Annotated in this window: 13 protein-coding genes and 3 pseudogenes; 13 read left to right on the forward strand and 3 right to left on the reverse strand. The window is 58.8% G+C overall.

Annotation, left to right across the window (positions count from 1 at the left end; translation table 11 throughout):
• From ASF90_RS24280 to ASF90_RS14365, 6 genes and pseudogenes are all read left to right on the forward strand, one after another.
• Positions 1-433: pseudogene (locus ASF90_RS24280) on the forward strand (hypothetical protein); the annotation flags it as partial.
• Positions 434-1,733: 1,300 nt separating this feature from the next.
• Positions 1,734-2,045: type IV secretion system protein (locus tag ASF90_RS23490; protein ID WP_236699276.1), on the forward strand; the 312-nt coding region annotated here is incomplete at its 3' end.
• A 1-nt stretch (position 2,046) separates the two neighbouring features.
• Positions 2,047-2,403: pseudogene (locus ASF90_RS24005) on the forward strand (type IV secretion system protein); the annotation flags it as partial.
• Between the two features lie 456 nt (positions 2,404-2,859).
• Positions 2,860-3,390, forward strand: coding sequence for a DUF4189 domain-containing protein (locus ASF90_RS22465; protein WP_082473574.1), 531 nt, complete (start codon positions 2,860-2,862; stop codon positions 3,388-3,390).
• An 861-nt stretch (positions 3,391-4,251) separates the two neighbouring features.
• Positions 4,252-4,448 (forward strand): annotated as a pseudogene (locus ASF90_RS24290) (type IV secretion system protein); the annotation flags it as partial.
• A gap of 1,377 nt (positions 4,449-5,825) precedes the next feature.
• A complete protein-coding gene (locus ASF90_RS14365) occupies positions 5,826-7,442 on the forward strand; it encodes an alpha-glucosidase (RefSeq protein ID WP_055851482.1) in 1,617 nt (538 codons plus the stop codon).
• A gap of 1,627 nt (positions 7,443-9,069) precedes the next feature.
• Here the strand turns inward: ASF90_RS14365 and ASF90_RS14370 are convergent.
• Both ASF90_RS14370 and ASF90_RS14375 read right to left on the reverse strand, forming a co-directional pair.
• A complete protein-coding gene (locus ASF90_RS14370) occupies positions 9,070-11,844 on the reverse strand; it encodes a TonB-dependent receptor (RefSeq protein ID WP_055851484.1) in 2,775 nt (924 codons plus the stop codon).
• A gap of 311 nt (positions 11,845-12,155) precedes the next feature.
• The gene (locus ASF90_RS14375; protein ID WP_055851487.1) at positions 12,156-14,237 is read right to left on the reverse strand and encodes a glycoside hydrolase family 97 protein; all 2,082 of its coding nucleotides are present in this window, start codon (positions 14,235-14,237) and stop codon (positions 12,156-12,158) included.
• Positions 14,238-14,478: 241 nt separating this feature from the next.
• On the opposite strand from ASF90_RS14375, the gene ASF90_RS14380 reads away from it, so the two are divergent.
• From ASF90_RS14380 to ASF90_RS14390, 3 genes are read left to right on the forward strand one after another with little or no spacing between them, the layout of a single operon-like run.
• On the forward strand, positions 14,479-16,665 hold the full coding sequence (locus ASF90_RS14380; RefSeq protein WP_055851490.1) for a Six-hairpin glycosidase-like protein: 2,187 nt from the start codon (positions 14,479-14,481) through the stop codon (positions 16,663-16,665).
• Entirely contained in the window at positions 16,662-18,140 is a 1,479-nt protein-coding gene (locus ASF90_RS14385; protein ID WP_055851492.1) for an MFS transporter, read from the forward strand. The genes ASF90_RS14380 and ASF90_RS14385 overlap by 4 nt, the downstream gene beginning before the upstream one ends.
• On the forward strand, positions 18,140-19,813 hold the full coding sequence (locus ASF90_RS14390) for an alpha-amylase family glycosyl hydrolase (RefSeq protein WP_055851495.1): 1,674 nt from the start codon (positions 18,140-18,142) through the stop codon (positions 19,811-19,813). The genes ASF90_RS14385 and ASF90_RS14390 overlap by 1 nt, the downstream gene beginning before the upstream one ends.
• A 150-nt stretch (positions 19,814-19,963) precedes the next feature.
• Here ASF90_RS14390 and ASF90_RS14395 read toward each other — a convergent pair whose 3' ends face one another.
• The gene (locus tag ASF90_RS14395; RefSeq protein WP_055851496.1) at positions 19,964-21,088 is read right to left on the reverse strand and encodes a LacI family DNA-binding transcriptional regulator; all 1,125 of its coding nucleotides are present in this window, start codon (positions 21,086-21,088) and stop codon (positions 19,964-19,966) included.
• 325 nt (positions 21,089-21,413) lie between these two features.
• Between ASF90_RS14395 and thrS the strand changes: the two genes are divergently transcribed.
• From thrS to rplT, 4 genes are all read left to right on the forward strand, one after another.
• Positions 21,414-23,318, forward strand: coding sequence for a threonine--tRNA ligase (gene thrS, locus ASF90_RS14400; protein ID WP_055851497.1), 1,905 nt, complete (start codon positions 21,414-21,416; stop codon positions 23,316-23,318).
• Between the two features lie 63 nt (positions 23,319-23,381).
• Complete coding sequence (gene infC / locus ASF90_RS14405) at positions 23,382-23,909, forward strand: translation initiation factor IF-3 (RefSeq protein ID WP_074052463.1); 528 nt, start codon at positions 23,382-23,384, stop codon at positions 23,907-23,909.
• 239 nt (positions 23,910-24,148) lie between these two features.
• A complete protein-coding gene (gene rpmI / locus ASF90_RS22480; RefSeq protein ID WP_006449141.1) occupies positions 24,149-24,346 on the forward strand; it encodes a 50S ribosomal protein L35 in 198 nt (65 codons plus the stop codon).
• A gap of 10 nt (positions 24,347-24,356) precedes the next feature.
• On the forward strand, positions 24,357-24,716 hold the full coding sequence (gene rplT, locus ASF90_RS14410; protein ID WP_006449140.1) for a 50S ribosomal protein L20: 360 nt from the start codon (positions 24,357-24,359) through the stop codon (positions 24,714-24,716).
• Positions 24,717-24,805: the final 89 nt, after the last annotated feature.

Genomic DNA, 24,805 nt, shown 5'->3' on the forward strand with positions numbered 1-24,805 from the left:
TATCGCTTTGGACATGGTTACCAAAGTGTCCATGGCCTTCTGGGGATCTTCGCTACTAGGGTCGGTGCTCGGTCAAGATTTCACCTCCGGCATCAGTAGCCAGGCTCTGCAACAGGGGGGTATGGGCTTGATTCTGACCACGCTAATCCTGACTGCACCTCCGATGGCTGCGATGTTCTTCCAGGGCACATTAGGTGCGTTCACTCCATATGCTGCCATGGGTGCTGCTACTGGAGCTTCCGGAGCAGCGAGTCGGCCAGGACCGCAGGGTCAGCCGCCGGGTTCATACGGCTATGCTCCTGCAATGCCGTCCGATAATGGCAGGGAGGATTCGACCGGCGGTACTAGGGTTTCTAGTCCAGGGCCGCGCATTTTAAGTAATCAGAATGAAATGGTGGCCGGCGCGAAGGGAGCCCATCAAGATCGCGTTTGAGCCATTTTAATTTCGTTATCGCAATCGAAATTTCAAATTATTTAAGTTGCTTGAGATTTAAATTGTGAGTTCGGCATTCTTGATTGGAGGTGCGTTATGTGCTTTTTTAATAAAATCATTTTTTTTGTGGTTTTGTTTCTTGTCCCGACTATTGGTGCGTTGGCACAAACTGCATGTCCTATAGGTACAGCTGCCGGCGCTGCGACCTGCGGCCCGTCGCAGGGTGGGGGATATGATGCGGTGCAAGAGGCTCCGCCGCCACGAGCAATCCCAACTGGTGAATGGGAGTCCCAATGGGGCTCAATTTGGTTAGATAAAGTTACATCCGCTGTAGGCACTTCTGAAGGCAGTCCGAGTAAATCCGCTGCTATAGCCAAAGCCAAGAAGATTTGCGCATCTGATGGCTCAAAGGCTTGCAAGGAAATAACAACTTACAGTAATCAGTGCGTTTCCTTAGCTTGGCCTTCAGTTCAGGATAGAGCAATTGCAACTGGACTTGGTGCTTCCGAAGAAGTTGCAATTACTAGATCTATTGAAAATTGTGACAGGCACGGTGGTGAGTGCAGAACCGTTTATTCTGCCTGTAGTAAGCCGTTGTTTCATAAATACTAGTTTTTAGGATTTTTTGTGCCGGCCATGCGGTTGTGAGGTTCTTTATGGCGAAAAGGTGGCAGTAACAAATAAATCCATGCTTTTTTTGGTTATTTGAGTTTTGTTATTTGGATTGTGGATATGGCGTAGGAGAATTTCAGGTGCTAGAAAATTTCTTTTCCTTGATTTTAGCGATTTTGGGTTACGGACTCTAAATCAGTGAGGTTTAACAATGAACGTTTCGAAGTCTTTAATTTTATCGCTTTTTTTTGTCGTTGCACCAGCTTATGCCGAGGACTCTTGCGCTACGTTGATGTGCATGTCTGGCAAGTTAGCAAGGGTCAACACTGGTAAGAGTTGCGCTGAGCCGATGGCGGATTACTTTAAAATAGTCCGTTTTGATCGTCACGGTTACAGTGCGAACAAAACAAAAAATGCTCGTCAATCGTATCTAGACTCTTGCAGCTCCGAGACTAGCGGTGAAGGTAACCGAATCAACGAAAAATTTGGCACTGTGCGCTTGGGTTTCTAAAAGGCTTCCATTTAGGCTCGGTTTCAAAAATTGAAGTTTGCGGCGCAATAGTTTGTAAGAGCATACCGATTTTTACGATTGCGGCTTTGATCGGAATTTGGAGTTTATGCGATCACTGGCGAAAACAAGACGCCTGAAGATCAGGTAGACGAGAGCTTGGGATGGATGCAGGTCGCCTTGTCTAGCATTGACGTTCTTGATGTCGTGCAAGATCCGACGCAGGATTCACAGAAGTCCCGAGCGATGTGGATGGTTGGCGTTGGCACTGGCGGCCCTGCAGTTGTTGCAGGCTCTATGATGCTGCTCTACCGCATCGCGATGGCACTGTTCGTTGGCTTTGGGCCTTTGTTCATTCTGTGTCTGCTATTTGAGCAGACGAAATCACTATTTCAACGCTGGCTGTTCTATGGAATCGGTACTTTCTTCTCCATGTCGGTCCTAGCCGTCATGACATCTATCGCTTTGGACATGGGTCTGCAACCCGAGCTCNTGGATTCACAGAAGTCCCGAGCGATGTGGATGGTTGGCGTTGGCACTGGCGGCCCTGCAGTTGTTGCAGGCTCTATGATGCTGCTCTACCGCATCGCGATGGCACTGTTCGTTGGCTTTGGGCCTTTGTTYATTCTGTGTCTGCTATTTGAGCAGACGAAATCACTATTTCAACGCTGGCTGTTCTATGGAATCGGTACTTTCTTCTCCATGTCGGTCCTAGCCGTCATGACATCTATCGCTTTGGACATGGTTACCAAAGTGTCCATGGCCTTCTGGGGATCTTCGCTACTAGGGTCGGTGCTCGGTCAAGATTTCACCTCCGGCATCAGTAGACAGGCTCTGCAACAGGGGGGTANTATCGCTTTGGACATGGTTACCAAAGTGTCCATGGCCTTCTGGGGATCTTCGCTACTAGGGTCGGTGCTCGGTCAAGATTTCACCTCCGGCATCAGTAGYCAGGCTCTGCAACAGGGGGGTATGGGCTTGATTCTGACCACGCTAATCCTGACTGCACCTCCGATGGCTGCGATGTTCTTCCAGGGCACGCTCGGCGCATTTACACCATATGCGGCAATGGGGGCGGCGACTGGGGCTTCTGGTGCTGCGAGCCGTCCGGGCCCGCAGGGGCAGCCGCCAGGATCTTATGCCCCACAGACTTATTCCCCCCCCCAAATTGCCAGAGATGCTAACTCTGATGTTGTCGTAGGAACCGCTTCACCCACGAGGGTGACACGTGGGTCAGCTGATGCCCCTCAGCAGTCGGAAGGGAAATTTGCTAATGCTCCTTTACCAGAGCGACCTGGAGGTAGGAATGCATAACTCAATTTCGGCGAAACTTGCACTTTCGTGCGTTGCGCTCTTATTAATTTTTCCGATCACTGCAGCATTTGGCCAAACTGCATGTCCGATTGGCACTGCGGCTGGTAGTGCTATGTGTGGTCCTGGGCCTTCAGATAGTCAGGGCTCTAGTTCTGACAGCTATATAACGACGCCTGCACCTAAGCCTAATGGTGAATGGCTAAAAACTTGGGGCGCGGTTGCACAGTCTCCTAATGGAGATACTGGCCTAAGTGCTGGTTTTCTTTCCAAAGGAGATGCCTCTAGAGATGCACTATCTAAATGTGCTACTTGGGGTGCAGCTGATTGTCGTGTAATAGTAACGTATAGAAATCAATGTGTTGCTTCTGTTAACCCAGTTGATGGTGGTGCAGGCGGTGCTATCGCCAATGCTTCCTCTGTGGAAAATGCAACAAAGATCGCCGGTAAAAGCTGCGAAAAGTCTGGTAGGGCTTGTAAAATGACATTCTCAGAGTGCTCAGAGCCTAAGTTTAGGAGTTTCTAGTGTGAGTAAGTGATGAAATTCTAGGTTGTGCAGATTTTAGTACTTTCGGGTGCAATATGTCAGATGATTTATTCTGTATGTTATTATTTTCCGTCAAAGGATATTAATTAATTTAGTGTTACGTATAAAGGGAGTTTGAAAATGAAAACTTTGAAGTCTTTGATTTGGGTGTTTTTGGTTGCCGCGTCACCAGTCTATGCAGGGGACTCCTGCACTACGTTGATGTGCATGTCTGGAAAACTAGCGGGCGCAAGCACAGGTAAAAGTTGCGCTGAGCCTATGGGGGATTATTTTAAAATAGTCCGTTTTGATCGCCATGGGTACAGTGAACGCAAAACCAAAAGTGCTCGTCAATCGTATCTAGACTCTTGCAGCTCCGAGACTAGCGGTGAAGGTAAACGAATCAACGAAAAATTTGGCACTGTGCGCTTGGGTTTCTAAAAGGCTTCCATTTAGGCTTGGTTTCAAAAATTGAAGTTTGCGGCGCGATAGTTTGTAAGAGCATACCGATTTTTACGATTGCGGCTTTGATCGCAATTTAGAGTTTATGCGATCACGGGCGAAAACAAGACGCCAGAAGATCAGGTAGACGAGAGCTTGGGATGGATGCAGGTCGCCTTGTCTAGCATTGACGTACTTGATGTCNTATGCGATCACGGGCGAAAACAAGACGCCAGAAGATCAGGTAGACGAGAGCTTGGGATGGATGCAGGTCGCCTTGTCTAGCATTGACGTACTTGATGTCGTGCAAGATCCGACGCTGGATTCACAGAAGTCCCGAGCGATGTGGATGGTTGGCGTTGGCACTGGCGGCCCTGCAGTTGTTGCAGGCTCTATGATGCTGCTCTACCGCATCGCGANGGATTCACAGAAGTCCCGAGCGATGTGGATGGTTGGCGTTGGCACTGGCGGCCCTGCAGTTGTTGCAGGCTCTATGATGCTGCTCTACCGCATCGCGATGGCACTGTTCGTCGGCTTTGGGCCTTTTTTTCATTCTATGTCTACTATTCGAGCAGACCAAATCACTATTCCAACGCTGGCTGTTTTATGGGATCGGTATTCCGGAGCGGCGAGTCGGCCAGGACCGCAGGGGCAGCCGCCGGGATCTTATTGTTACGTCCCGCCGCAGCCTTCAGACGGTGGCAGAGAAGATCGTAGTATTAATAGCGTCAATTCAGGCGTCACTAATCCAGCGATAAGAGATCAACAGTAATCCAATGAACTAGTCGCCGGGTCATAGGGTGTTTACAACAACAGTGACCAAGCGTAATTTCTATTTGGTTCTGTATGAATTTGGAGGTAAGCGGATGAAGATTTTTCTATCAACGTTGTGTGCGCTAATTTTATCTTTTTTTTATTCTGGGGAAGCCGCTGCACAGACTGCCTGCCCAATCGGTGCAACGGCTGGTTCCGCTGTCTGCGGACCTTCTCCGCAGACTTCCTCAAGTGGTCAGGAAGATGTAGAAGCTCCAAGAGCCACGCCGCTTGGTAAGTGGGAATCTCGATGGGGGGCGATCGCTGTTGACGAAGATACGGCTGATGTAGGTACGGCCTCTGATCTGGCAGACAAGTCCAAGGCGAAAGCTCAAGCCTTAGCTACATGTTCCGAGGCGGGAGCAAAAAGATGTAAGGTGGTGACGACGTACCGTAATCAGTGCGTTGCGCTTGCGTGGCCTACCGTCAAATATAAGCCTGCTTCTACTGGACTGGGGCCAAGCATCGATTTCGCATCTAAGCGGTCCGTTTCCAATTGCGATGAAAACGGGGGAGAATGCCGGGTTGTTTACTCGGCATGTAGTAAGCCAGTTTTTTTTAAATTTTAATTCCATTTAAAGCGGTAGAAATATCCTCTAAAACAGAAGCTTAAAGTGAGGTGCTCGACATTTTTTCAAAGAAAGGCGTGAATTCTTATAAGGTTGCGTTCACCTATGGGAACAAGTGCGTCGCATTTTCTGTTCCGGTCTCGGGTTAAGCTAATAAGTCAATAGATATAAAAAAGTATTGGTGTTGCTTCTCGTGGTGCAAAAAAATGTGGAAGTAGGGCGGGTTCGGATGCGAAATGTCAGATGATTCATTTGACCTGTTCTGAGTATTCTTGAAATATACCAGTTTCTGAACTTAATTTTTTTATTGGATTTTCTGATTAGTATTAAAGATGTTGTGGGATTAAATTGGTGATGCAGGGCATATGGTTTTTAACCCGATTCTTTTGAAAAAAAATTTATTCGGGCTGAGGACTTAGGAGTGCTGCAGTCTGAACAAGATTCAAAATTGGCTAGCGCGAGCCATTTAAGGCTGTTTGATTTGGCTACTTTCTGATCGTCGCTTATCGATGAATACGTATGCACGAATGCGTTTGTGCTGTGCGGCGCAGCTACGCTAGTGCGACTAGCTGGGCGCCCTCTCGCGCCCGCATTGGCCCGGGAGGGGCGTACATGTCGCAGACACCATGGTGGCGCGGGGCCGTCATCTATCAGATCTATCCGCGCAGTTTTCTCGATTCCAATGGCGATGGGGTCGGTGATTTGCCCGGCATCATCGCCAAGCTGGACTACATCGCCGGGTTGGGGGTGGATGCGATCTGGATCTCGCCGTTCTTCAAGTCGCCGATGGCCGATTTTGGTTACGACATCGCGGACTATCGCGCGGTGGATCCCTTGTTCGGGACGCTGGACGATTTTGATCGCTTGCTCGACAAGGCACATGGGCTTGGCTTGAAGGTGATGATCGACCAGGTGCTGAGCCATACGTCGATCGCGCATGCGTGGTTCCAGGAGAGCCGTCAGGACAGGACCAATCCGAAGGCCGATTGGTACGTGTGGGCCGACCCGCGCGAGGATGGAACGCCGCCGAATAACTGGTTGTCGTTGTTCGGTGGCGTGGCCTGGCAGTGGGAGCCACGGCGCGAGCAGTACTACTTGCACAACTTCCTGGTGGACCAGCCCGACCTGAATTTCCACAATGCGGAGGTGCAGCAGGCGACCTTGGACAACGTCCGCTTCTGGCTGGATCGGGGCGTGGATGGCTTCCGGCTGGATGCGATCAACTTCTGTTTCCACGATGCGCAGCTGCGCGACAACCCGGCCAAGCCAGCGGACAAGCGAGTAGGGCGCGGCTTCAGTGCGGACAATCCGTACGCGTATCAGTACCACTACTTCAACAATACGCAGCCGGAGAACCTTGTGTTCCTTGAGCGCTTGCGTGCACTGCTGGACCGCTACCCGAACGCGGTGAGCCTGGGCGAGATATCGTCGGAGGATTCGCTGGCGACCACCGCCGAGTACACCGCCCAGGGCCGCCTGCATATGGGCTACAGCTTCGAGCTATTGGTGCAGGACTACAGCGCCGCGTATATCCGCGAGACGGTGAGCCGGCTCGAGGCCACCATGTTGGAGGGGTGGCCGTGCTGGGCGATTTCCAACCACGATGTGGTGCGTGCGGTAACGCGTTGGGGCGGCGAACATGCGTCGCCGGCGTTTGCGCGGATGGTGGTGGCACTGCTGTGCTCGCTGCGTGGGTCGATCTGCCTGTATCAGGGCGAGGAGCTAGGCCTGGGCGAAGCGGACGTGGCATTTGAGGACCTGCAGGACCCGTATGGCATTACATTCTGGCCGACCTTCAAGGGCCGCGATGGCTGCCGTACGCCGATGCCATGGACCGACGCGCCATCTGCTGGATTCACCAGTGGCAAGCCGTGGTTGCCGCTGGCGGAGCCACATCGTGCCGCTGCGGTGAGTGTGCAGCAGGACAATGCGCATTCTGTGTTGAGCGCAGTACGTGCGTTTCTTGCTTGGCGCAAGGAAATACCGGCGTTGCGTGAGGGATCCATCGCTTTCTACGACACGGCCGAGCCTGTGCTGATGTTTCGGCGCGAGCATGCGGGTCAGGTCGTGCTGTTGGCATTCAATCTGTCTGGCGATCCTGCCTCGCTTCGGTTGCCCCCAGGTGAATGGAAGCAGATCGACGTACCTGGCGTAGAGCGCGGCAACGTTGATCTTAGCGAGCTACAGTTGGCGGCCCATGCGGTTATCTGTGTCGTGGCTTGCGAGTAATAGCTGATTTTGCTGTCAAGCTTAGCCAAGGGTTCGATTGACAAGAAGTGAGATATTCCTTCGGGAATGTCTCATGTCATTGAATGATGCCTCTGAGGATAATTGGAGGTATCTAGCGTGGAGCTCAAGGGCAGTATTTAAAATTTTATCGAGAACGAGCTCTGCTTTACGCATGAGTACGAATAAGGCTGAAAATTTATCGCATGGTTGAGCCCTTCAGGTAGGACACCGTCGATCGAGGTCGGATCAAGGTGTTTATGCGGAATTAGTGTAATCGTCCATCCGATTCTCGATCTTCTGAGGGGTATCATCAGATCGAGGGGCATGCGCGTCTTGACGCATTCATGCTGAAAGGTGTTATTCAATCGCTGCATTCTAGGTGGGTAGCCACTCCAGAATTGGTGATGGGCTCTGTGTCATCCTCAGCCTATCGATCTGCCAAGATCGCGATTAACTCGCTAAAGGAGTCATTTGGATGCGTTGCCGCAACGCATGCCGGTTGGTGTAAGGCATCTCATCGCTGCTGAGGCCCGCTTGCCTTTTACTTTATAGTGTGCCTTGATCGCCAGACTTTACTTGCTGAAGCTGTCCGGTACGGTCAAGTTAATAATCAGCGGCCATCGAATCGAGCATTGGCTCTGAATCTGGACTTCAGATCTACTGGGTACTATCTGCAAGAGGCGCACGCGAGGTACTGCTGTGCTCTGACATGTCATGGAGCATGATTTTCTAATTTATCTGTATACTTAATCGCTGTATTGGGTTGGTCGGGAATGGTATTTGGCGCAACTAGATGATCGTATAAACTTTTTTGTTAGTGCCGTCGGTATCGGGGCGCGAATTGTCGCCGGTGGCTGGAAATCTGCGGATCAAAAATTAAGGTGTAGCAGGAAAATTATGTCTTTGCGTTGGCTTAAATTCTGGGCTTTTATTTTTGGGTTGTCATCAATAAGGTTTTTGTTTTACTTTTCGAGTAGAGTTTACTTTGGATATGAAATTGAGTTGGCCGACTATACGATAATTCTATTTGCCATCATTTGTGCTTGTCTTTGCTTTCAGCTTGTAAGGACCATAAAAAAGAGGCGCGTGGCGTTTAGGAAATAGCTGTTCTCCGGAAATGCTTTACTAGAGCTTTTGCGTAGAGAAGTAGCTCAATTAGTCGGTGTGCTTGCGCAATAAATCGTGGTGTGCCCTTTGTGTGGCGCATTTCAAGACTGGTTGCATTGAATAACAGATCTTTGTAGCCAGCTAAGAAGGCTGGCTTAGGTTGGAAAGTTCAGGGCGAGATAAAATAATCCGACATGGAATAATTAATTTATTGTATTGGTCGATATAAATTTTGAAGGTAACGAAGGTTCGTGATCTTCAGTTGCAGACTTCTCCCTGGATGGGCTTAAGCGCTAACATCGGGGCGATGCATGATTCAGAATGCGCAACGCCTGTAACGTACCCTCACCCCAACCCCTCTCCCGGTGGGAGAGGGGCCTATATTGCTGCTCTTGATCGCTGCGGCTTCGAGCGTCTTGTTCGCCTTCCGATGTGGAAGGCGAACTTGGGGTATCACGCGCCCCGACGTTTCGTAAGCGACTCAGTCCCCTTGTCTCCAGAACGTGGTGATACCAGCCACTCAGAACTTGTAGTTCACGCCCAGCACAAAGGTGCGGCCCCATTCGATGTATTCGAGCGGGCGGTCCTTGGTTTCTGCATAGGTGCGGTACGGGGAGTTGCTGAGGTTGCTGGCTTGCAGCAGCAGGGTGAGGCCATCGAGGGTGCTGCCTTCGGCGAAGTTGTAGCTGATCTGCGCGTCGGTGATGTTTTCGCCGACGACGTAGCGCAGGGTGCGGTTGCCGTTGAAGTTGCCGATCTCGCCGATGAAGTCGGAGCGGCGACGCTGGCTGACGCGTGCTTCGAAGCCCTTGTGCTCGTAGTACGCGGTGAGGTTGTAGACGCGCTCGGACAAGCCGGGCAGGCTGATTTCACCATCGCCGACGCTGGAGGCGCTTTCCGGGTCGCGGATCTTGACGTCGCTGTCGTTGAATGTGGCGCTGGCCTGGATGCCGAAGCCCTCCAGCGGGGCGAACAGCAGATCCAGCGGCAGCGATGCAGTGAGCTCGACGCCGCGCAGCGTGCCGCCCTTGCCGTTGAACGGTGCACTGAAGGTGCCGGTGGTGAGCACCGGGGCCGAGCCCGGTGGCGGCACGTAGCCGGCGACCAGTGCGGAGAAATCGTAGTTGTCGCGGCTCTGGGTGTAGATGTAGCTCTTCAGGTCCTTGTAGAAGAAGGCGGCCGCCACATACGCGCGCTCGGCGAAATATTTTTCGTACGAGAGGTCGATGGCATTCGCGCGCCATGGATCGAGCATCGGGTTGCCGCCGCTGGCGCCGGGCCGGCCGGTCGAGGTATCCACGCCAAACTCCAGCGAGGCACGCAGTTGGTCCACGCGTGGGCGCGCCACCTGCTTGGCCATCGCAAAGCGCAGTGTCTGCTCGTACGGGAACTGGAAAGCCAGGTTCAGGCTGGGCAGCCAGTCGCGATACTTCTTGCCATCGTCGATGGGCCGCACTTCGCTGCCAGGCGGCTGCGAGGCATCCCAGTAATTGGCCTGCGAGGATTGATCGGCGCTCTGCAACTGCACGCCGATATTGCCGCGCACACCGACCTCGCCCCATTCGGTATCGATGTTGGCGCGCAGCCAGGCGGTGGTGATCTTCTCTTCGACCGTCCAGGCCTTGGACACCAGGAACGACGCGTCGTCGCTGGGGTTGAACAGCATGTAGCGCGAGACCGCCGCCGGCACATTCCACGCGGGCAGGGAGCCGAGACCGGCAAAGCCGAGGTTGACAGGTGCGTATTGGAGATCCGCGGCCACCGTGGCCTCGCCCTGCGCGCCCAGCGTGATGTTGCCTTCGGGCTGGGTCTTCTGCTTTTCGCGGTTGGCGTAGTTGACGCCGACATCCAGATCCGAGAACCAGCTCAGCGCTTCGGGCATCGGGAAGCTGGCCTGCAGGCGCGCACCCTTGAGCACGTCTTCCACACGCGGCACCTTGCCGTAACCGGAGCCGTAAATGGTATTGGTAAGGAACAGCTCACTCGGATCGGAATAATTCATGCCCGGCGCCAGCTGCGAGAAGCCGTTGCCGACGACCGACACGCCAACGGTGTCCAACTGTGGCATGGGGGCACGCTGGAGATTGTTCTCCAGGTTCAATTCGTCGCGGGTGGCCTTGGAGTAGTTCAGGTCGGCGATGATCTTGACCGCGCCGGCGGTGATTTCGTTGTTCCAGCCGAACGCTTCGATCTTGTCTTCGCGCTTGTTGTACATGCCGCGCACCAGCGGGTAGACGCCGCTGGCGGTGCCGCCGATGAAGCTGTTGTTGTCGTTGACGCGCACGTCGGTGATGTTCAGGCCCGGCGTGTAGCCGCCGTTGTAGTTGCTCAGGTTGAGCTCGAACTGGTTGGCCGTGTCGATCTGCTCGGCCTTGGTGTGGAAGGCGTCGAGCGTGCTGGTCCAGGCGTTGGACGGGCGATATTGCAGCGTGGCCATGACGCCATCGCGCTTCTGATTACCGGTACGGCGCAGCGCCTTGATGCCGTCGGAAAAATACACGCCATCGGCCACGCCGGGGCGTTGACGCTGTGCGTTGACCTGCTGCCACGGCTCGTACAGGCCCACCTGGTTTTCCTGGATCGGCATGTCGGTGTGGGCGTAGCCGATGGTCAGGCCGATGGTGCGGTCGGCGAACTGGTCGATGTAGCTGACGTTGAAGCGGTTGCCGTAAGGGTCGACGTTGGCGGCCTTGCCCAGCGAGTTGCGCTGATAGCGGCCACCGATGGCGATCACCCGCTCGTTGTAGCTCAGCGGGCGTGCGGTCTGCATGTCCACGGTGCCCGACAGGCCCTGGCCAACCAAACCGGCGTCAGGGGTCTTGTAGACGGTGACGCCGCTGACCAGCTCGGACGGATACTGGTCGAATTCCACGCTGCGGTTATCGCCGGTGCTGACCACTTCGCGGCCATTGAGCAGGGTGGTGGAGAAGTCCGGCGACAGGCCGCGTACGCTGATGACTTGCGCGCGACCGGCCACACGCTGCGCGGCCAGGCCAGGCAGGCGCGCGAGCGATTCGGCGATGCTGACGTCGGGCAGGCGGCCGATGTCTTCGGCCGAAATGGCTTCCACGATCGAGGTGGAGTCGCGTTTGACCGAGATGGCACCTTCGATCGCGCGCCGCAGGCCGGTGACCTGGACCTTGTCCAACTCGGTGACTGCGCCGTTCTGTTGATTGGATGCGGTTTGTTCGGTGGCGGTGGCTTGTGCAGGCGTTGCCGACTGCGCAGCAGCCAGCGTCGGTGCCATGGCAACGGCCAGGGCGATACTCAGCGCAGAGCGCTTGTGCTTCAACATTTTCCCCTCCCAGGTACATGTTGTTCTTTGATTTTTTGATCCGGCAGACGCCTGGATGTCATGCGTCGCACGCCCGGACGGACGTCACGACTGCAACGTATGGTAGACACCGCACCCGCATGCAAACGGGTGCTGCATACGTATTCAACCCGCACAACCGCAATGAAATCGATTCCACGCAAGGCATCCAGCGCACAAAGCTGCTGCTGCAGATCACGCATGGGCGCGATGCACGACCTGTGGCGATGGGGCGCGGTGGTGAGATCCACTCACTGGCGTCGGCGGCACCGCAGCGTGCTGCGATGCATCACTCAACGCTTGCCATCCATCGGGACGAAGCGGATCGCCTGCCCGCCACCGGGTGCCAGGCGCAGTTCGAGGGTGTCGCTGCTGCCGACCTGGCGCTCCTCGCGCACAAAGGCGAACGGGTTGCTCAGGTAATCGGCGCCGTCGCCATCGCGGTAGATCTGGGCGGTGTAGCGCACGCCGGGTTCAAGAAAACCCAGCGGCACCTGCAGCAGGCGGCCGTGTTCGTCGGTGATGCTGCCCAGGAACCATTCGCGGCTATGCCGATCCTTGCGCGCGATGGTCACGTAGTCGCCCACTTCGCCATTCAATGCGCGGGTCTGGTCCCAGTCCACCGCCACGTCTTCGATGAAGCGGAACGCGTCGCGATGCTGCAGATAATGCTCGGGCAGATCGGCGGCCATCTGGATCGGGCTATACAGCGTCACATACAGCGCGAGCTGCCGCGCCAACGTGCTGGGAATGGCTTGGCCGTTGCGACCCTTCAGGCTGACGATGCCCGGCGTGTAGTCCATCGGCCCGGCGAGCAGGCGCGTAAACACCAGGTTGACCTCGTGTTCCGGCGGATTGGGTGGCTGGCCCCAGGCGTTGTATTCCATGCCGCGCGCGCCTTCGCGCGAGATCCAGTTGGGATAGGTGCGACGCAGCCCGGTGTCCTTGATCGGCTCGTGCGCATTGACTGCGATATGCCGCTCGGCCGCCTCGCGCACCACACGCAGATGATGGCGCGCCATCCATTGGCCATCGTGCCACTCGCGCAACGGTGCACCGCCCGCAGGGTTGCGTCGCTCCACCTGGCCGTCGTCGCAGACATAGCCGGTCTTCACCGAGTCCACGCCGAAGCGTGCGTACAGATCCATCGCCTCGGCGATCTGGTCTTCGTAATGGTCCACTGCGCATCCCGTTTCGTGATGGCCGATCAAATGCACGCCTTTGGCCGCGGCGTACGTGCTCAGTGCAGGTAGGTCGAAATCCGGCGTGGATTTTGTGAAATCGAAGCTACCGCCGTTGCCGAACCATTCGCCGTCCCAGCCCGGGTTCCAGCCTTCGACCAGCACGCCGCGAAATCCATGTGCGGCGGCGAAGTCGATATAGCGCTTGGTCGTGGCAGTGGTGGCCGCATGTTTGGGTCCGGTGGCCCAGGTCTGTTGGTTGAGATGCATCGACCACCACACACCGACGTATTTGGACGGCTTGACCCAGTCCACCGCGCCCAGCGCATTGGGTTCGTTGAGGTTGAGGATCAGGTTGGATTCCACCAGGCCGGTGGCCTGATCGGCGATCTGCAGCGTGCGCCACGGCGTATCGAACGGCAGGCTGCGGCGCACCTTCCAGCCTCCGGCGGCTGGCGACAACTGCGCGCGCAGGCGCTGGTCGTCGGTGCGACGTAGCCACATGCCGGCGTAGTCCACCAACGCCGCTTCGTGCAGCGCAATGTGCAGCCCGCTGTCGGTACGCAGCGTCAGTGGCGTGTGCGCCAGTGCGACCTGATTCAACGGCGTGCGCCGATACAGATACTCGTAGTGGGTCGGCTCGCCTGCGGGAATCCACCATGCTTCGGCCGGTTGTGCGATGGCGAATTCGGTGACTTCCTCGTCGATGATCGCTTCACGCAATCCGGCTTGCTGCGGGAAGTGGTAGCGAAATCCCACGCCGTCGTCGTAGACGCGAAAGATCACTTCGAAGCTGCGCTGCGCACCATCGCGTTCGCCCAGGCTGACGCGCAGTTCGTTGTAGTGATTGCGCACCAGACGTGTTTCACCCCAGGGTTGCTCCCAGGTGTCGTCATGGCTCTGGCGTGACTGCGAACGCACCACCAACCCGCGGTCCAGGCGGCCGTCGCGCAAGGTAAAGCCCAGCCGTGAGCGCTGTATGACCGGCTGTCCCAGCCGCTGCACACGGTAGTACGGCGTGCCGCCATCCAGGTCCAGACTCACCTGCAAGACCTTGCCGGGCGACGCCACATCGATGGTGGTGACCTCGGCGTGCGCTAGCGAGGCAAGGCTGCCGAAGCAGGTCAGAACCAGCAGCCGCGCGATCCAGGCGGCGCCGAATGTCGAGCGTGCTCGACGTGAAAACAGCGGCATATCCCCTCCCAAGGCGACCGTTGCAGAAGCGGCGACTATGCAGCGGCACACCGTGCAAGCGCCGTGCTGTGCGCTCGTTGCCGCCATGAATACGTATGCAGTGATGCGTCAGGGCAGGGTGCGCGTCTACCATGGCGTACGGCACCTGGGAGGGTCCGCGACCGTGGCACGCCTGTGCCGCGCACCACAACGCGTGCAACGAGGGAGGAAGGCCGACGGCACCAGCCGTCTCGCCGCTTCGATGCTGAAGATGATCTGCATGGCTGCAACGCTCGGCGTTGCGGCAAGCTCGCCGGTATTGGCCGACGACTTGGAATTTCAGGGGCGCCGCGCACATGCGCAGGCGCTGGACGATGGGAGCTTTGTGTTGCGCTGGCCGCAGGGCGAGCGCCGCATTGCCGCACAGCCGATGCGCACGCACACCGCCAGCCCGATGTTCGATGCCTTGTTTGCGTTGGCGCAGCAGGAGATGGCCGACGACCGTGTCGATGCGATCCGCGATCCGGCCTTCAACGCCGGCAAGCCGGTGCCGTGCAACTGCTTCGAGACCGGCGAACGCTGGCCGTATGTGTGGACGCGCGATGTCAGTTTTGCCGCCGATCTGGCGTTGGCGCGGCTGGAACCGGAGCGCACCCGCAATGCTTTGCGCTTCAAGCTATCGGCCGCACGCGATGGGAAGACCCCTGGTGTGTTCGTGGCGCAGGACACCGGCTCCGGTGGCAGCTGGCCGATCAGTAGCGACCGCGTGGTGTGGTTTCTGGCCGCACGTGGATTGCTGGACGACACACAGTTTGCTGAAGACGTCTGGCAGGCGCTGCAGGCGACGATCGCGCAGGATCGCGATGCGGTATTCGATGCGCAGATCGGCCTCTACCGTGGCGAAACCTCGTTTCTGGATTGGCGCGAGCAAACCTATCCGGACTGGACGCGGGAGAACGTGCGCTTCATCGCCGAGTCGTTCGCGCTATCGACCAACGTGTTGCATTACCAGGCATTGCGCTTGGCCGAGCAGCTGGCACGCCAGCATGGCGACGCACGCGCTGCCGACTACGCACAGTGGGCCGATGCATTGCGTCAGACCATCGATGCACGCTTCTGGGATGCGGGCAGCAGCCAGTATGTGAGTTATCTCGGCACGGCGGCGCATCCGGTGCGCTATGCCAAGGTCGATCTGCTGGGCGTCTCGTTGGGCGTGCTGGCCGATGTGTTCCCCGCAGAGCGCGCACGCACCGCGCTGCGCAACTATCCGGTGGTTGCCGGAGGCAGCCCGGTGGTATGGCCGCAGGAAGCGGCGCAGCCGATCTATCACAATCGCGCCATCTGGCCATTCGTCAGTGCCTACGCCTTGCGCGCCGCACGTGCGCTGGACGATGCGCCGCGCATTGCCTTGGAGCTGCAATCGCTGATGCGCGGTAGCGCGCTGGCCGGCTCCAACATGGAAAACTACGAGATGCAGAGCCTGGCCGTGCATGTGGAAGATGGCGTGCGCAGTGGCCCGGTGGTGAATTCGCCGCGTCAGCTGTGGTCGGTTGCCGGCTATCTTTCTGCGGTGCTGGACGGCGTCTTCGGCGTGTCTGCCGATGGCAGCGTTGCCCCGAAATTGCCGCGCAGCCTGCTGCCGCTGCTGTTCGGCGACCGCCAGCGGATCGTGCTGGAGCAGGGCACTCGTCGGTACGTGTTGTTGCGCCCGACAAATGAAGAGGGCGAGTTACTGGTGGCCGGCCGTGTCACCCAGCAGGGCCAGACCACGCAGGTGCAGTTGGTCGGTCGCAAGGCCGATCTGGCCGCGCCGCCGCAGCCGGTGCAGGTGTTTGCACCGCAAACGCCAGCGATGCCGGTTGCGCAACGGCGGGGCGGCGGTCACCGTATCGCCATTCCCGCTGGCGCGACGCTATACATGGATGGCCGTGCGTTGGACGCCAGTGAACATTGGGATCTTGCCGATGACGGGGTGTTGCATGTGCTCAGCCTGACCCGGCGTGTGGCAGGTCTCGAATCGCTGCACAGTCCTTCGTTGACGCTTGGTCCGGCGCAGGAGCTACGCGGCAGCCAAGCCTGGGCATGGCAGCCGTCGCGTAGCGGCCCGCATCGCGTGTCGCTGCGCTATCGCAACGACAATGGCCCGATCAATACCGGCGTCACTGCCGCAGTGAAACAGCTGGTGCTGGAATGCCCAGGAAAAGCTGCGCAATCGCATGTCATCGTGATGCCGCATAGCGTGGGCGAGCAGGTCTCCACGCAGGCGACTTTCGATGTGGTAGCGGGGCAGGCCTGTGCGTTTCGGCTGGACGATGGTTTCAATATGAGCGCGTTGAAGCACTTTGCGCAGTACAACGGCGGCCGTGGCGGTCGCGATGGGGTGGTCAACACGGCGCAGATCAGCGCGTTGATCGTCGGGCCGGCAGCCATCATGGAGACAGCGCAATGACCGCCAAACCACGCCTGAGCTTCTGGCAGATCTGGAACATGTGCTTCGGCTTTCTCGGCATCCAGTTCGGGTTTGCGCTGCAGAACGCCAATGCCAGCCGCATCTTTCAGACCCTGGGCGCGCAGGTCGACGATGTACCGGGATTGTGGATCGCTGCACCGCTCACCGGGCTGATCGTGCAGCCCATCATCGGCTATCTGTCCGATCGCACCTGGACGCCCTGGGGCCGTCGGCGCCCGTATTTCATGGTGGGCGCGGTGTTTACCACGCTGGCGCTGTTGGTGATGCCGAACGCGCCAGTGCTGTGGATTGCTGCCGGCACGCTGTGGGTGCTGGATGCATCGATCAATATTTCGATGGAGCCATTCCGCGCACTGGTGGGCGATCAGCTGCCACCCGCGCAGCGGCCTACCGGCTATGCGATGCAAAGCTTTTTCATCGGTATTGGTGCGATCGTGGCGAGCTTCCTGCCGTGGCTGCTCACGCGCTGGGGCGTTGCCAATACCGCACCGCCGGGGCAACTGCCCGACAGCGTGCGCTACGCGTTCTACCTGGGTGCGGCGGTGTTGTTCCTGTCGATCGCATGGACCGTGCTACGCACCCGCGAATACAGCCCCGCGCAGCTGGCAAGCTTCGACGACGCGCACCCGCCCGCTGCAACGCAAATGGGCAGCGGTGCGCTGCCGTCGCAGGCATCAAGCGCAGCGTGGTGCGTTGCTGGCGTCGTGCTTGCTGCGGCCATCGCCTGGCAGCACGGTGATCGCATGCTGTATGTGCTGGCCGGCCTGTGTATCGCCTATGGCGCGTTGCTCGCGTTGACGCGTGTACTGCCGGGCACCAGCATGCTGGTCGTCATCGTGCAGGACTTGCGCAGCATGCCGATGACCATGCGACGTCTGGCCTGGGTGCAGTTTTTCTCTTGGTTTGCGCTGTTTGCGATGTGGATCTACACCACCGCAGCGGTGACGCAGGTGCACTTCGGCGCGACCGATACGGTCTCGGCAGCCTATAACGATGGTGCGAACTGGGTGGGTGTGCTGTTTGGCGCCTACAACGGATTTGCAGCGCTGGCAGCGTTGATCATTCCTTTGCTGGTGCGTGCGATTGGCCTGCGCTGGAGCCACCTGTGCAACCTGTGGTTGGGTGCTGCGGGCTTGCTGTCGATGTTGGTGATTCGTGACCCGCAGTGGTTGCTGCTGTCCATGCTGGGCATCGGTTTTGCCTGGGCATCGATTCTGTCGCTGCCGTACGCCTTGCTGTCCGACAGCGTGCCCGCCGCCAAGATGGGCGTGTACATGGGCATCTTCAATTTCTTTATCGTGATTCCGCAGTTGGTCGCTGCCAGCGCGCTGGGCTTTGTGCTCCGCGTCTGGTTGGGCGGCCAGCCAATCTATGCGTTGGCCATTGGCGGGCTCAGCCTGTTGATTGCGGGCGTATGCGTGGTGCGGGTCCCCGTCGCCTCGGGAGGGCAGTGATGCGTAGTGCGATCTATCTGGCATTGACGATGTATGCGGGCGTGGCGCCCGCCGCGCCTGCCTCCAGGGAGTATTACGGCACCCTGGAGCCGTTGGCCGCCGATGCGGTGTATTTCGTGGTCACCGATCGCTTCGTCAACGGCGATACCGGCAACGATCAGCGCGAGCAGGGCGGTGCGCAGCGCACCTTCGATGTGCCCACCCCGTGCGCCGATGGCAGCGACGACAACATCGGCTACCTGGGCGGTGATTTCAAAGGCATCGTCGAGCAGGCCGACTACATTCGCGACCTGGGTTTCGGCGCAGTATGGATCACGCCGATCGTCGACAACCCGGACCAGGCATTTACCGGCGGCAAGCCGATCACCTGCGGCAGCACGCTCAGCGACCACGGCAAGACCGGCTATCACGGTTACTGGGGTGTCAACTTCTACAAGCTGGACGAGCATCTCCCCAGCCCGGGACTGGACTTTGCCGGCTTCACCCGCGCCATGCACGCCAACAAGTTGAAGGTGGTGCTGGATATCGTGGGTAATCACGGCTCGCCGGCCTACACCATGCCGGTGGCGCAGCCCGGTTTCGGCAAGCTCTACGATGCCAGTGGTCGCTTGGTTGCCGATCACCAGAATCTGCCGCCGGCACAGCTGGATCCGCAGCACAATCCATTGCACGCCTTCTACAACACCGGTGGCGGTCTGGCGGAATTGTCCGACCTCAACGAGAACAACCCGGCGGTGCTCGATTACCTGGCCGGCGCGTATCTGCAATGGATGGAGCAGGGTGCCGATGCATTCCGGATCGACACCATCGGTTGGATGCCGGACCGCTTCTGGCATGCCTTCGTTGCGCGCATCCGCGAAAAACGGCCGAGATTTTTCATGTTTGGCGAGGCGTTCGATTACAACGCCGACAAGATTGCCGGCCACACCTGGGCACGTAACGCTGGCGTAAGCGTGCTGGATTTCCCGTTGAAGCAGCAGCTTTCGGCAGTCTTCGGCCACACGCAAGAGGGTTTCGAACAGCTCGCCAAACCGTTGTTTCTGCGTCAGGGGCCGTATGCGAACCCGTACGAGCTGATGAGCTTTTACGACAACCACGACATGGTGCGGCTGGATGCCAGCGACACCGGCTTCATCGATGCGCACAACTGGCTGTTCACCGCGCGCGGCATCCCGGTGATCTATTACGGCTCGGAAATCGGCTTCATGCGTGGGCGGGCGGAGCATGCGGGCAATCGTAATTACTTCGGCGTCGAGCGCATTAAAGCAGCACCGCAAAGCCCGATCTTCGGCCCGCTGAAGCAGATCGCCCGCGTGCGCCGTGAGACGCCCGCGCTGCAGCGCGGCGTGCAGGTCGACGTAATGTTGCGCGGCAACCAGGCGGCATTCTTTCGCGTCTATCAGCATGCAGGAACCAGCCAGACTGCCCTGGTGTTGCTCAACAAGGGCGATGCGGCTGCAAACATCGAAGTGACGCGCTTTCTGCAACCGGGCACGTGGCGTGATGCGATGAGTGGCGAGCAGGTGCCGGTGCAGCGGCACCTGCGGCTTCCGGTGCCGGCGCATGGTCTACGCGTGCTGCTGTCGGATGCGCCGATCACCGACCCTGCGTTACGCAAGCAACTCGACGTCCAGATGGCCGATCAAGCCGTCCGCGACGCCCGCAACAGGTAGGAGCGCGCGCGGGCGCGATGGGAGTTGATCGGTAACGCCTCGTCGCGCCCGGGTGCGCTCCTACGAGGCATCAATGGTCTGCCGCCACTATCGCAGCCCGTCGTGCATGCTCTAACGATTCCCGAATCCCGAATCCCGAATCCCGAATCCTCAACGCGTCCCAGGCACATCAGCGGCTCGCCCACGCCCGCCATCGCCGGTTTCCGCCGCCGCGGCCGGCGACCAGCCCAGCGGTGGCTGCAACCCGCTGCTGCGCGAGGAATCGCGTAATGCCAGCCGCACCGGGATCGTGCGGCTCTGCGCCGCTTCGCCACGGATCAGCGCGACCAGGCTTTCCACCAACAACGCGCCGGCCTGCTTGGTGTCCTGTTGCACGGTAGACAGGGCCGGCGCAACCGATGCGGCCAACGCGATATCGTCGAAGCCGCTGATCGCCACGTCCTGCGGCACGCGTAAACCGCGTTCGCGCAACGCGCGCATCGCACCGATCGCAATCAGGTCGCTGGCCGCACACACCGCATCGAAGGCCTTGCCGCTCTCCAGCAGCGCCAGGCATGCCGCATGCCCGGACGATTCGGTGGTGATCGCATCGAACTGCAGCGCGGCATCGGCGACCAGATCCTGCTGCGCCAGCGCCGCCACGTGGCCCCGGTAGCGCTCTTCGAATTCGGGGTAGTGATTGGACGCGTGGCCAAGAAACGCAATGCGTCGACACCCCTGCGCCAGCAGGTGCTCGGTGATGTCCAGCCCGCCCTGATAATTGTCGCTGCCGATGGAAATGCCCGGCTGGCCCGGCAATGCCGCGCCCCAGCGCACGAAGTGCGTGCCTTGCTCCACCAGCAACTGCAGCCGCTGGCGCGATTCCTGATAATCGCCATAGCCCAGCAAAATAATGCCGTCGGCCTTGTTGCTGTCTTCGTAATCGGCCTGCCAGTCCTTGGACAGCTGCTGGAACGACACCAGCAGGTCGTAGCCCTGCAGCGCGCAGGCGCGCGTGATCGAGCCCAGCATCGAGTGGAAGAACGGGTTGATCAGCGAATCGTCGGCGGTGGGGTCTTCGAAGAACAGCAGCGCCAGCGTGCCGGCGTTGCGCAGCCGCAGCGAGGAGGCATTCTTGTCGACCTTGTAGTTCAGCTCATGCGCGATACGCAGAATCCGCTTGCGCGTTTCCTCATTGACCATCGGGCTGCCGCGCAACGCGCGCGAGACGGTCGGCTGCGACACACCGGCCAGGTAGGCGATATCCAGCGAGGTGGCTTTACCCTTGATGGTCATGGTCGGCAACGGACAGGACAAGTGGCCGGCATCATGCCACGCGCCCGGCGGCGGCGTGCCGCACTGCCCAGTGGCCGCCTGATTGGTTTACCATTCACGGCCAAGACCCCTTGCGAGAAGGTGGCCCGCGCTCCGCGCCGGCCCAGCGTGCGACATGAGCACTATCACCGCCCACCGTTGACCGGACCGGCCCCAGCGCAGTCAGCGCCCGCGTGCCGTTGTCCCGCGCAGCACGTCTCGTACGTTATTTCCGAGCCTGTCCAGCAGTGGGCAGATCTCTCATGGCAGCTCACTGCTGCAGCCAGCCCAGACCTCATTCTTGCCCATGATCAATATCACGCTCCCCGACGGCAGCCGCCGCGAATTCGAATCCCCCGTCTCGGTGATGCAGGTCGCCCAGTCGATCGGCGCCGGGCTGGCCAAGGCCACCATCGCCGGCCAGGTCGACGGCCAGCTGGTCGATGCCAGCGACGTCATCGACCATGACGCCAGCCTGCGTATCATCACCGCCAAGGATGCCGAAGGCGTGGAGATCATCCGCCACTCGTGCGCGCATCTGGTCGGGCATGCGGTCAAGCAGCTGTATCCGGACGTCAAGATGGTAATCGGCCCGGTCATCGCCGAAGGCTTCTACTACGACATCTACAGCGAGCGCCCGTTCACGCCAGACGACATGGCGGCGATCGAGCAGCGCATGCAGGAGCTGATCGCGCAGGATTACGAGGTGATCAAGAAGGTCACCCCGCGCGCGGAAGTGATCGAGGTGTTCGCCCAGCGCGGCGAGGAGTACAAGCTGCGCCTGATCGAGGACATGTCCGACGACATCACCGCGATGGGTCTGTACTACCACCAGGAATACGTGGACATGTGCCGCGGCCCGCATGTGCCCAATACGCGCTTCCTCAAGGCCTTCAAGCTGACCCGCATTTCCGGCGCCTACTGGCGCGGCGATGCCAAGAACGAGCAGTTGCAGCGCATCTACGGCACCGCCTGGGCCGACAAGAAGCAGCTCGACGCCTACATCCTGCGCATGGAAGAAGCCGATAAGCGCGACCATCGCCGCATCGGCAAGGCGCAGGACTTGTTCCATCTGCAGGAAGAGGCCCCCGGCCTGGTGTTTTGGCACCCCAAGGGCTGGTCGCTGTGGCAGGTGGTCGAGCAATACATGCGCAAGGTCTACCGCGACAGCGGCTACGGCGAAGTGCGCTGCCCGCAGATCCTGGACGTATCGCTGTGGCAGAAGTCCGGCCACTGGGACAATTACCAGGACGCGATGTTCTTCACCGAGTCGGAGAAACGCACCTACGCGGTCAAGCCGATGAACTGTCCCGGCCACGTGCAGGTGTTCAACCAGGGCCTGCACAGCTACCGCGACCTGCCGATCCGTTACGGTGAATTCGGCGCCTGCCACCGCAACGAGCCCTCCGGCGCGCTGCACGGCATCCTGCGCGTGCGCGGTTTCACCCAGGACGACGGGCATGTGTTCTGCCTGGAATCGCAGATCGAAGCCGAAGTCACCGCCTTCCATCAGCAGGCACTGGCGGTCTACACCGCGTTCGGCTTCGATGACATCGAGATCAAGATCGCGCTGCGCCCGGAAAAGCGCCTGGGCGACGACATCACCTGGGACAAGGCCGAAGCCGCGCTACGCAGCGCGCTGGGCGTGTGCGGAGTGGAGTGGCAGGAGCTGCCGGGCGAGGGCGCCTTCTACGGCCCCAAGATCGAATACCACCTCAAGGACGCCATCGGCCGCACCTGGCAGCTGGGCACGATGCAGGTCGACTTCATGATGCCGGGCCGCCTCGGCGCCGAGTACGTGGACGAGCACAGCCAGAAAAAGCATCCGGTGATGCTGCACCGGGCCATCGTCGGTTCGATGGAGCGTTTTATCGGCATTTTGATCGAGCATCACGCCGGCGCCTTCCCGTCCTGGCTGGCTCCGGTCCAGGTCGTTGTCGCAAATATCACCGACGCTCAGGCCGAATATGTGGACTCGGTTCGGAAAACCCTTGCAAATCAAGGCTTCCGTGTCAACGCAGATTTGCGTAATGAGAAGATCGGTTATAAGATTCGCGAGCATACGCTGCAACGCGTGCCGTACCTGCTCGTCGTCGGTGACCGCGAGAAGGAAAATGGCGCAGTCGCCGTGCGGACGCGTTCGGGGGAGGACCTTGGGACCATGACGGTCTCTGCCTTCATCGAACGCCTGCAGGCAGAGCAGGCAGCGTGAGCCAACCCCGGCCGGTCTGGATGATCCGGATGCGCCGGTTCGATTCCCCTGGGAGATTGCAATATCAGTACCCCTGACAACAAACAGAACCGCAAGAACCAAGAAATCCGTGTGCCGCGCGTCCGCGTGATCGGCAGTGACGGTGAGATGGTCGGCGTGTTGTCGCGCGACGAAGCGCTCGCCAAGGCCGAGGAAGAAGGCCTGGATCTGGTCGAAATCCAGCCGCAGGCCGATCCGCCGGTCTGCAAGATCATGGATTTCGGCAAGTTCAAGTTCGAGCAGCAGAAAAAGGCCAACGAGGCCAAGAAGAAGACCAAGCAGGTCGAGATCAAGGAACTCAAGTTCCGTCCGGTCACGGACGAGGGCGACTACCAGATCAAGCTGCGCAACATGCGTCGCTTCCTGGAAGAGGGTGACAAGGTCAAGGTCAACATCCGTTTCCGTGGCCGCGAAATGAGCCACCAGGAACTGGGTCGCGAGATGGCGGCACGGATCGAGGCAGACTTGGGCGAAGACATCGTCATCGAGTCCCGTCCGCGCCTGGAAGGGCGTCAGATGGTCATGATGATCGCGCCTAAGAAGAAGATCTGATTCCGCGCCGCGACGGGCCGCGACGGGGTTCGTCAAGGCGGCGAATCCGTCGATTTGCAAGAATTCCCGGCAACGGGTAGACTGCGCGGCCCGGTTTTGCCGGGAGCCGCGCAAGCGGCACAGGACCTGTCCCGATCGTGTTCGATCAAGGACTTACAAGCAGGCAAGGGCAAGGATGGAAAGCGTGGTCGCAAGACTGCCGCCCGTGTCAGTGACAAAACACCATCAAGGACATTGCAATGCCCAAGATCAAGACCAACCGGGCGGCGGCCAAGCGTTTCCGCAAGACCGCCTCCGGCAAGTACAAGTGCGGCCACGCAAACCGTAGCCACATCCTCACGAAGAAAGCGACCAAGCGGAAGCGCAACTTGCGGCAGACGAATCACGTCCGTCCCGAGGACGCAGGCCGTCTCGATCGTATGCTTCCCTATCTCTGAGGACTGAACCATGGCACGAGTAAAGCGTGGTGTGCAGGCGCGCCGCCGCCACAAGAAAATTCTGAATCTGGCGAAGGGCTACTACAACGCCCGTCGTAAGGTCTTCCGCGTTGCAAAGCAGGCGGTCATCAAGGCACAGCAATACGCCTACATTGGCCGTAAGCAGAAGAAGCGCGTGTTCCGTGCGCTTTGGATCACCCGCATCAATGCGGCTGCCCGCATCAATGGTCTGAGCTACAGCCGCTTCATGAATGGCATGCTCAAGGCTGGCATCACCCTGGACCGCAAGGTGCTGGCTGATATCGCCGTGCACGACGCCGCCGGCTTTGCCGCGCTGGCCGAGAAGGCAAAGGGCGCGCTGGCGGCATAAGTGCGAGTCCCTCGCAAGAGCTCGCACAGAGTAGGTGCGAGTCCCTCGCAAGAGCCCGCACATCCATGTGCGGACTTCAAAAGGGGTAG

Origin of the sequence: Xanthomonas sp. Leaf148 (assembly GCF_001423585.1) — a bacterium.
Taxonomy (GTDB): domain Bacteria; phylum Pseudomonadota; class Gammaproteobacteria; order Xanthomonadales; family Xanthomonadaceae; genus Xanthomonas.